Annotated in this window: 7 protein-coding genes; 2 read left to right on the forward strand and 5 right to left on the reverse strand. The window is 59.6% G+C overall.

Features of this window, described 5'->3' with window-relative positions:
- Positions 1–137: 137 nt before the first annotated feature.
- The 3 genes from VJS90_RS01305 to VJS90_RS01315 form a co-directional block, all read right to left on the reverse strand.
- Positions 138–422 (reverse strand): hypothetical protein, encoded by a 285-nt coding sequence (locus VJS90_RS01305; RefSeq protein WP_324118283.1) that lies wholly within the window; start codon positions 420–422, stop codon positions 138–140.
- A 149-nt stretch (positions 423–571) separates the two neighbouring features.
- The gene (locus VJS90_RS01310) at positions 572–1,129 is read right to left on the reverse strand and encodes a DUF4225 domain-containing protein (protein ID WP_324118293.1); all 558 of its coding nucleotides are present in this window, start codon (positions 1,127–1,129) and stop codon (positions 572–574) included.
- Positions 1,126–1,611: an Hcp family type VI secretion system effector gene (locus VJS90_RS01315; protein ID WP_324118294.1), complete on the reverse strand. Its 486-nt coding sequence runs from the start codon at positions 1,609–1,611 to the stop codon at positions 1,126–1,128. Before VJS90_RS01315 ends, VJS90_RS01310 begins: the two co-directional genes overlap by 4 nt.
- Positions 1,612–2,116: 505 nt before the next feature.
- Between VJS90_RS01315 and VJS90_RS01320 the strand changes: the two genes are divergently transcribed.
- Both VJS90_RS01320 and VJS90_RS01325 read left to right on the forward strand, forming a co-directional pair.
- Positions 2,117–2,473 carry a DUF6124 family protein gene (locus VJS90_RS01320; RefSeq protein WP_324118296.1) on the forward strand — a complete coding sequence of 119 codons (357 nt, stop codon included), beginning with the start codon at positions 2,117–2,119 and terminating at the stop codon, positions 2,471–2,473.
- Between the two features lie 578 nt (positions 2,474–3,051).
- A complete protein-coding gene (locus VJS90_RS01325; protein WP_324118298.1) occupies positions 3,052–3,675 on the forward strand; it encodes a LysE family translocator in 624 nt (207 codons plus the stop codon).
- Between the two features lie 398 nt (positions 3,676–4,073).
- On the opposite strand, the gene VJS90_RS01330 is transcribed toward VJS90_RS01325, so the two are convergent.
- Both VJS90_RS01330 and VJS90_RS01335 read right to left on the reverse strand, forming a co-directional pair.
- A complete protein-coding gene (locus VJS90_RS01330; RefSeq protein WP_324118300.1) occupies positions 4,074–4,595 on the reverse strand; it encodes a GNAT family N-acetyltransferase in 522 nt (173 codons plus the stop codon).
- A 130-nt stretch (positions 4,596–4,725) separates the two neighbouring features.
- Entirely contained in the window at positions 4,726–5,451 is a 726-nt protein-coding gene (locus VJS90_RS01335; RefSeq protein ID WP_324118302.1) for a hypothetical protein, read from the reverse strand.
- Positions 5,452–5,740 lie beyond the last annotated feature (289 nt).

A 5,740-nucleotide genomic window follows, 5' to 3' on the forward strand; every position in this document is an offset into this window, starting at 1 on the left:
AACATGACCAAGAAGACTCATTTCTTTTATTCCTCATGTGACTGGAAGCCTGTTTGCACATCAGCTCAACTTCCATCAGCCATTCAGGCTTGATGACTCACGGCCTACTTACAGATAATACACTGCATCACATTCGACTAGCTTTCGCGGAAGCGAAGACCTATCCAGACATGAAAGATCACCATAGCAACGGTCAATACAGCTAGTACTACCTCGACTGGATAACTGGCAGGCTGAATTTGCCACCCTAAAAACTTATCTCTTTTCAAAAGATCTAGATATGCGCCCATGGCAAAAGCATTGTACCCAATACTCACCCATACCCTCCACACAGCTACGCTCGAACCCTTCAATACTTTATTCAGAAGCAGGCCGAACATCACATTCGCAATAGTCAAGACCACAAATTCAGCCGCGGTCATTTTTTATATTCCTCATGGAGCTGGTGTATCGTCTGCGCATTCACACCCATCTCCAAGAACAACGCGCGTTTTGACATTTGCATAATAGTTCGCTGCTTATCTAAATCCATATATCTGAACAGTTTCCACGCACCTTTCCTTGGGACTCTTCACGCCATCCCGGCCACCGAGAGAGCCAAGTCCCCAGCGAGATAGGCCTCATTCCCTTCCTTTTCTGTATAACCAAGAGCCCTCGCTGCGGAGTGATAAGCCTTTCTGACGGGCCCCTCGACATCGTCGCGCCCCTCATAAAGATTACGACCATTCTCATAGATATTGTTTCCGCCATGCGCCATCATGGGCGCGCCAACTGCGCAGAGCGTTCCGGCACTTCCATAACACATCCCTGCCCCTGAAATAACCTGCCCTGCACCACCAGCGATACCGAGAACCTTGAAAGCGACACTTTTCGCTTGCTGTAATAGACTTTGCTGCTCCTTCTTGATCTCCCCCAGACCCTCCTCGAGCGTCAACCGTCGCTGAATTACATCCTCCACCACGCGCTTCCCGAAATAGGCCATCTCACGATTGAACTGCATGCGCGTGCGCAGATCCTTTAGGTGGCGAGCGCTTACCGAAAAGCCATAGGCGGTCAACTGCGATGCGGCGTAGGTGATTTCCCACAAATCGTTTGCATCGATTTCCTGGGCATCGGTATCTCGACTCATGAATGATCTCCCCAGGTCGCATAGCCGCTAGTACCGGCTGCGTGGTGATGCCAAGAGATTTCTCGATAGCGGATGGCCAGGTGTTCTTGAGCATCCTGATCGGCAAGCAGTACCGAATGGGGCATATCCAGATGTTGCTGCGAGATCAAGCCGCCCGTGAGACTGACGGTGAAGTACTTTTCACGAGTACCCGCCATATTGGTACGATAGAACTTGATATTGCATTGGACTTCTTCGCGGGTATCCAGTGCTTGGGCCAGAAGGGGAGTCGCCTTGTCCAGGTGCTTGGTGATGAGCACCGGCTCGTGGGAAGCCCGCTGCGTGTTGTCGTTGTTCAAGAGGTTGTGAGTGAACGACAGCACTTGAATTTCATCAGCGTGAGCGCGTTGGCAGCGATTGCCGATTGAGTCCTGTGTCGAGCAGCCTGCGGAGATCAGACCCTGTTTTTTGCCAGTGATCGTCATGTAGCCGTGATACGCCATTTCGCTTACTCCTCGTGGATGGAAGTCGAACGCTATGGCATCAGGCGAAGCGCCGTATGTAGTCCGTTTCCGAGAAGTGCTTCTAGGTGTGACGACGTTTCCAGTGGGAGGTGTCGGCGAGAGTATCTCCATCGTTTCGCTGCACGAGGCAGGCTGTCGTGGCGCCCGGCTCTAAAAGACGCCGGGGACTTTGGGCTCATCATGGGACATTCAGGCGCCGCGATTTGACTGCTTGAATCTACCCTCCAACATCGCTAACCTCCCCCCGTCGCTGTCAATCCAGCGACCGGGTTTGGTAGCCCGAGGACCTCCACGGCGTGCAAGCGCCCCATCCGTTTCGGCCGGCGCTTTTTTTGTGCCTGTCGTTTCGTGTCATGGCGGCTGTGCGCGGGGCGCCTTTGCGCGCGCTGGGTTCCTGGAGTCCCGGTCTACCAACCTGCGTACAGCCGTCACCAATCGTTTGGTAGCGAGCGGTGATGGCTCCATTCACTCCAGGAGTTTCATCATGACCAAAGGACTACCCGACCCACCCGAAGAGCACTCGCTCAAACGCCTCACCTTCGGCACCTGCAACGGCCATCATGAGCCGATCTTCACCGTGCGCCCCGGCGTAATGGCTGAGGATGCGCTAGTCCATACCCTTCACCTGCTGCAAGGCGCCTATCAATCCGTCACCCTTGCCCGCGAGGATGCGCGCGGTGATGCGCGGCGATTGTTGTGGGGATCGCAGACGTCGCTGGAGATGGCGGAGGCGCTGGTGCACAAGGTGCTGGATGGACTGGTGTTGTTGCCGACCGAGCCACCCGCGGCGCCGAGGCCGGAGCCGCAGGTGCGGCCGGTGACTCGGGATAATGTTGGCTGACGTTGTAGGTGTATGGCCGCACGTGCGGCCTTCTCTAACTGTAGCCTCGGTGTTTTTCGGGGGTACGCTGGTCCCTTCCAAGGTCGTAGCGACTGATAGGTCGGCGTTCCGGCGAGGGCTTCGCCCTCGTTTCGCGGCACAAGGCACGCTCCCACAGGGCCCGGCTTTGCCGGGCCGGGGGCTGGGAGTACCTCGGTAGAAGACAGTTGCTCCCACAAATACCCTGGCTGCGCCGGGCCGGGCATCGATAACCGAGCTGGCTATGCTAGCTCCTGCAGGCCTTGTGCCGCGATCGAGGGCGTAGCCCTTGCCGGGTCGCAGGAGTACCGTGTCGCGCAGTGGTGGAAGGGAACACCGAATCCAACCAGCTGCTCCTGCAGCGCCTAGACGATTCCGGGGCCGCTCCGCGCGGCACAAAGCCTCCACAAGTGCCGGCTATGCCGACACGGAGGCTAGCGTGTGGCCGGGCCCGGCCGCCCCATTCATTCGTCTCCGGCGCGGCTGGCATCGGGCCGTCAGACGTGGGTTAATCGGTGTTTCCACTACAACTACAATACCGACAGCGAGCGCTGAACAAGATGGATTTCGCCACTCTGCTTCTATTCGTACCGGCTTGCTTTGTGCTGAACATGGCGCCGGGGCCGAACAATCTGCTTTCGCTGAACAATGCGGCGAGCCATGGCTTTGGGGCTTCGTGCGTGGCAGGCATCGGGAGACTGTTTGCGTTTGCAGTAATGATTGGCCTGGCTTCGGCGGGGCTGGCGGCGGTGATCGTTGCCTCGGAGGCGATCTTCAATGCGATCAGGTGGGTGGGCGCTGCGTACCTGATCTACATCGCGGTCCAGCTTTGGAGAAGCAGACCTGAGGAGCCTGACGCCAAAGGTGAGCAGACCAAGGCGAATATCGTTCAGCTGATGCGCCGGGAGTTCATCGTTGCTGCCGGGAACCCTAAGGCGATATTGATATTCACGGCGTTTCTGCCGCAGTTCGTAGTGCACGACAGGCCGGTCGGGATGCAGTTTCTGTGTCTGGGACTGGTGTTTCTGGTGCTGGAATGGGTGGCGATCGCGCTCTATGGATATGCGGGGCTGCACCTGCAGCGATTGCTGGCGACGCCTTGGGCGCGGATTTGCTTCAACAGGATCTGCGGGGCGCTGCTAGGTGTCGCCGGGGTTGCGTTGCTGGTGGGACGCAGGTCTTGATGGCACGGGCTTTGTGCTCCCTGCCATCATTGCATAGCCTCTTGATCTTGCGCCCCGGCGAGGGCTTCGCCCTCGTTTCGCGGCACAAGGCACGTTCCCACAGGTGCTCGGCTGCGCCGGGCACCGGGGCTTGAGTAGTGCCCGGCGCAGCCAGGGCATTCGTGGGAGCAACTGTCTTCTACCGAGGTAATCACAACCCCGGCCCGGCAAAGCCGGGCCCTGTGGGAGCGTGCCTTGTGCCGCGATCGAGGGCGAAGCCCTCGCCGGGGCGCAGGACTAGAAGATTGTGCGATGCAGGCAGGGGACAAAGAGGCCAGGCGATGCCGGGCCTGGGGCTGGGAGTACCTCGGTGGAGGACAATGTTCCCCAAACCGCACCGGCCCCAGGCTTGACCACGCTCATGGCTCAGAGGCCGGTGCTGCCGAGGGCTTGAGCCACAGATGCATGTGCGTCGTCTGCCACAGTGGATCATCCTCCACATCCACAACCTCGAACCCTTGCCGTTCCCAGAACGCAATCGCGCCTGGAAGGAAGGGGTGCGTGTGCAGGTACAGGCATTCGATGCCTTGACCGCGGGCATGCTCTTTCAGGGCCGAGAACAGTCGCGCCGCCAACCCGCCTCGGCGATATTCGGGAAGGACGAACAGGCGCACGACCTCCACGACCTTCGCGCCGCGGTAATCCAGTTGGGGAAAGCGGTGGTCGTAGGGCAGATAGCCGATCACGGCGATGAGCGCGCCATGGTCGCGGACGGTAAGGCAGCAGCCGGGGCCGTCGAGATAGACCTCGGGAAAGCGGGCCAGGTCGTCAGGGACCGGGGAATTGGCGAGCTTCGGGAAAAGGTCGCGGCGGGCGGTGTTGGTGAAGGCGACGATTTCTTCGGCGGCAGGACGGGCGGGGGGGATGATGACTGGGGGCATGAGGCGGCCTTGCGGATATTCGAAAGGGTGGCGTGGGTTAGAGAGTTGACTGACGCCAACGCTGTACTTGTGGGCTGGCTTGCCAGCGAAGAGGTCGGTGAGTTCAACACATCAATCCGTCCCGGTACAACTACCGCTGCCACCGCGGGGAGACCACCTCGGCATCCCGCTCACCAACCTCAACCTCTGACATCCGCTCATACTCCAGCTCGATCCACGCACGTTTGAGATACCGCCGCACCCGGATCTCCCGCGATTGCGCGGTGCGGATGCCGTCAAGCACAAGGGTGACGACAACGGCGATCGAGGCCACCGCCCAGATGTACACCAGCCCGCGCTCCGCCCAGTCGGCGGTGCCCTGGAGGTAGTTGATGAACAACCCGATCAGCACCGAGCTCAAGGCCAGCGTGAGGAAATGCTGGTTGATCTGGAAGGGCTTGGGCAACGGCCCCAGCGTTTCCGAGTAATCGGCGATCGCCTTCAACTGCGCCACCGTATACCCCTCCTCCGTCATCCGCTGCCTGAACAGCGCGTAGCAAAGAAAATCGAGGCGCTTGGAAAACGGCTGCCGGGAGATGCTGTACCGCGCGTATTCATGGGGATACCGCCGCGCGGCGATGCGGTCCATGGCGCTGAAGCACAGCAGCATCAGGACCGCGACTGAGAGGATGCAGACCACCGGCCATATCGGCAGAGCGACACGGTAGAGAGAGGCCGCCACGGCGACCATCAACGCCAACGTCAGCGCCAGCGGCACCAGCTCGCGCTTCGGCCCGCCGCGCCACAGTGTGACCGGGCTGAGGGCCCGGCTGGCATGCACGTAGGCGTGGGTGATGTTCATCCAGTGTTGATGCATGGCGTAGGCTTCCTTGTGAGTAAAAAGTGCACGCTACGAAATTGATCGCCGCGGAGTATGCAGGAAATTTCCCAAAGTTACGGACGGCACCGAGGCTGGAACCGTCCAGCCCTCGCAAGGGTCCACCTCAACAGAACCCGCGTGAGATCCTTGGCCAACCCGTACGGGTGGTGTGTACGCGGCAGGTAACCCCTCAGAACCGGACGCACACAACGATGACCCTCCACACCCTCGAAGTCACCCGCGCCACCGAAGCCGACCTGGACGGCATCCTGGCGCTACAGGCCGA

This window comes from Pseudomonas sp. (assembly GCF_035277045.1).
In the GTDB taxonomy this organism is placed as follows: Bacteria; Pseudomonadota; Gammaproteobacteria; order Pseudomonadales; family Pseudomonadaceae; genus Aquipseudomonas.